The organism is Paenibacillus shunpengii (assembly GCF_042684905.1).
Lineage (GTDB): Bacteria > Bacillota > Bacilli > Paenibacillales > Paenibacillaceae > Paenibacillus > Paenibacillus shunpengii.
The window spans coordinates 1-3,422 of the sequence record NZ_JBHUMJ010000017.1 but is presented as its reverse complement, the minus strand read 5'-3'; the positions used below and the strand labels follow the sequence as shown (position 1 = coordinate 3,422).

5 protein-coding genes are annotated in these 3,422 nt (G+C 38.6%); 2 read left to right on the top strand and 3 right to left on the bottom strand.

Translation table 11 applies throughout. From position 1 onward, the window contains the following. The 3 genes from ACFSVM_RS25535 to ACFSVM_RS25525 form a co-directional block, all read right to left on the bottom strand. Positions 1-416: ORF6N domain-containing protein (locus tag ACFSVM_RS25535; RefSeq protein ID WP_379265337.1), on the bottom strand; the 416-nt coding region annotated here is incomplete at its 3' end. 48 nt (positions 417-464) lie between these two features. Beyond that, a complete protein-coding gene (locus tag ACFSVM_RS25530; RefSeq protein ID WP_379265335.1) occupies positions 465-698 on the bottom strand; it encodes a hypothetical protein in 234 nt (77 codons plus the stop codon). Between the two features lie 152 nt (positions 699-850). Next, positions 851-1,096 (bottom strand): helix-turn-helix transcriptional regulator, encoded by a 246-nt coding sequence (locus ACFSVM_RS25525; protein WP_379265333.1) that lies wholly within the window; start codon positions 1,094-1,096, stop codon positions 851-853. 96 nt (positions 1,097-1,192) lie between these two features. Between ACFSVM_RS25525 and ACFSVM_RS25520 the strand changes: the two genes are divergently transcribed. Next, positions 1,193-1,849 (top strand): LexA family protein, encoded by a 657-nt coding sequence (locus ACFSVM_RS25520; protein ID WP_379265331.1) that lies wholly within the window; start codon positions 1,193-1,195, stop codon positions 1,847-1,849. Positions 1,850-1,853: 4 nt separating this feature from the next. Further along, on the top strand, positions 1,854-3,422 hold a 1,569-nt coding region (locus ACFSVM_RS25515), incomplete at its 3' end, for a recombinase family protein (protein WP_379265329.1).

Genomic DNA, 3,422 nt, shown 5'->3' with positions numbered 1-3,422 from the left:
CGTTGCTCGATTTGTTTTACGCTTTGCTCCATTTGGATTAAGAGTTGGAGCTGAGGGCTTAGGCCGGATAAATTTATGGAAGCTTCTTTTACTCGGTAGTAATCATCTACAAGCATTTCGTAAGCTTCCCATGCTCTATCTGTATTGAGTGATTTTGCATGGAGCCAAGCACCTTTTTCAGTCCAGAGGTATAGAACAGCACTGTTTCTCGAACCTAAATCATTTTGATGTTGGTTAAGAAACGCTCTTTTTTCTTCGCCTTCGAGAGCAAAATAGTGTTTACCCACCGTATAACGATCTTTGTTGCGATTAAAATTATTAGTAATGATCTGGATGACAGTCCCTAATGATTCTGCAAGTATGGATGATGTAAGTACTCGCGTACCTTGATGTTCAATAGGTTGTAATTGATTCATATCCTCACTCCTTAAACAAATATCAGCTTGTCCATCCAACAAGAAGCTTCACAGCTTCTCTCTATTCGCAGACTCTTTAACAATTTCCCATCCCGCTTTTTGATACCGTGTTAGGATATTTTGTATGTCCTCTTTATCCTCGGCAATGTAATCATTGCAAAATTGAATGACAGTATTGCCAACTTTGATAACTTCAACGACGTTCCCTCTATGCGGTTTGCATTCGATATTCATCCGATCACCTCTGTAACCATCTATATGCGCTACCGCTTGTACACCCACTCTTTCACCTCATTGTCAAATTTAATTTGAGTTTGCGATAAAAAAATAGAATTATAAAAATAAACATGCCAAATAACATAAAATAACTGTTGCGCAAATATAATTTACTGTATATAATTTGATTCAAGAGGACAACACTTAATATAAGAAATTTAATTTGAGTCTTTAATAAAATAAGACGGTGTCGCTAAATCGGGAAATAGTTCATAAACAGATTTGTTGAAATAGTGAGCCATCCGAAAAAGTAGACGAGTACCAGGCACGTGTTTCCCACTCAATATAGCACGCAAGTGAGCTTCAGTGATGCCGAGTTCATTAGCAACTTTTCGCTGAGTACCTCTTTCGCTAGAACATCTTTGTAATAATAGCCTTGGTTGAGTCTTAGTTGCCTGTTCCATGTGTTTCCACCTCCTTGTCACTCATTATACGACTCAAATTTAATTTTAGCAAGACATATTTAATAAAATTTAATTTGTTTTTGGAGGTTTATTAAAATGAATCAACCATTATTAATGGGTGACAGAATTAAAGAGTTAAGAATCAAGCGTGGCTTTACTCAAAACCAAATGGCTGAACAACTCGAAATGAATTCCGCAAACTTTTCCTCGTATGAACGAAACAAAAGTATTCCCCCTAGTGATCGCTTAGCGAAAATTGCAGATATATTGGGCACTTCAACTGATTACCTAACTTGTAGAATTAATGAGTCAATGCCTCTGGAGTTAATAATTGGGCAGCAACCGACATTTAAACATGACGACAACCTCACTCCTGTCGTGGGCAACATTTGTGCTGGTAATGGATTAATCGCAGATAGTAATGTAGAGGATTACGTTATATATCCACTACCGAAGAAACAAAAGCCTGACTACGCTTTGAAAGTTGTTGGCAACTCAATGATTAACGCTGGTATAAACAATGGGGATATTGTCTTTCTGAAGAAAGAACGTTGGGCAGAGTACAACGGCCAGATTGTTGCTGTGGTTACAAACGGAGAGGAAGGTTCTCTCAAAAGAATGCGCTGGTCTGAAGGTTCTCCCTTGATACAACTAATACCTGAAAATCCCGAATATGAAATAAAAGAAGTGTTTCCAAACGAAATTATAGTGTGTGGCGTTTACTTAGGGCATTTCAGACCTGAGGAGGTTTAATTTTTTGAAGAAAGAATACTGTCTGTATCTAAGGAAATCTCGATCTGATTTTGAGGCGGAGGCTCGAGGGGAAGGAGAGACTCTTGCCAGACACGAGAAAACATTGATGGATATTGCTAAAAGAATGAAAATAAATATAACTAATATCTATAAAGAAGTCGTTTCTGGAGAAACAATCGATGCTCGTCCTGAGGTTCAGAAATTGCTGCATGATGTAGAGGTTGGTAAATGGGCTGGCGTCTTAGTTGTTGAGATCGAGCGCCTTGCTCGTGGCGACACCGTTGATCAAGGCATAGTTGCCCAGGCGTTCAAGTATTCAAACACCAAAATAATAACTCCTGTCAAAACTTATGATCCAAATAATGAGTTTGATGAGGAGTATTTTGAATTCGGGTTATTTATGTCCAGAAGAGAATTCAAAACAATCAATCGAAGGCTACAAGGCGGTAGGATTGCGTCTGTTAACGAAGGTAAGTATATTGGCAGCAAACCCCCTTACGGTTATGAGAGAGTTAAGTTAAAAGGACAAAAAGGATTTACACTCTCTCCGATTGCGGAGCAAGCCGAGATCGTAAAACTTATATTTGATTTATATACGCATGGAGAACCTGACGAAGATGGGGTTGTTAGAAGACTTGGAACTTCCCTTATAGCAAGGAAGCTCAATCTACTGCAAGTACCAACTTCAGGAGGAGGTATGTGGGTTACATCAACAATTCAACACATGCTACGAAATCCAGTATATAAAGGGAAAATAAAGTGGGGTACTCGACCTATAGTCAAAAAGAGAAATGATGGAGTTATATCCAAATCAAGGCCGCGCGTCAGTCCTGATGAGTATAAGCTTGTAGACGGACTCCACGAAGCTATCGTGACTGAAGAAGTTTGGGAACTGGCTCAGAAGTATCTTAGTGAGAATCCCGCTAAACCATTACCTAACGGTAAGAAGGTCAAAAATCCTCTTAGCGGATTGGTGAGATGTGGTAAATGCGGTCGTTACATGGTCCGCAGACCAAACCCTAAAAACAGATATGATACACTCATGTGTCAAATCCCTGAGTGTACCAATGTAAGTTCCGCACTTGATTTAGTCGAAAATAGAATCATTGAATCATTGAAGTATTGGCTGAAGAACTATAAAGCTCAATGGGAAATTGAGGATAGTAAAGCTAAAGTTAGTGATCCTAAAGCCGATCTAATGCACAAAGCTCTCAAAGAAATCGAAACAGAGCACGATAAGTTAAATAAACAAATGGATAACCTACATGATCTATTAGAACAAGGATTGTATACCACAGATAAATTTATCGAGAGATCAAAGAATCTTTCTCAACGGATCACGGAAAATAGACAAACAGCAGAAGACATCACCAATGAGCTTAACAAAGTTTTACAACGCGACAAGGCAATTGAAGTTGATGTGCCTAAATTCAAACATGTCATAGACACTTATTTTCAAACTCAAGATCCAGAACTTAGGAACAATATGCTCAAAGAGGTAATTGAAAAAGCGGAGTATGAAAAAGAAAAAGGAACTCGATGGCACGGTTCGCCAGACGAATTCCAATTGAAA

What these genes read in the sequence shown, in the direction of transcription:
- ACFSVM_RS25525 (WP_379265333.1), bottom strand. Translation starts at nt 1,096, where the DNA reads ATGGAACAGGCAACTAAGACTCAACCAAGGCTATTATTACAAAGATGT.
- ACFSVM_RS25520 (WP_379265331.1), top strand. Translation starts at nt 1,193, where the DNA reads ATGAATCAACCATTATTAATGGGTGACAGAATTAAAGAGTTAAGAATC.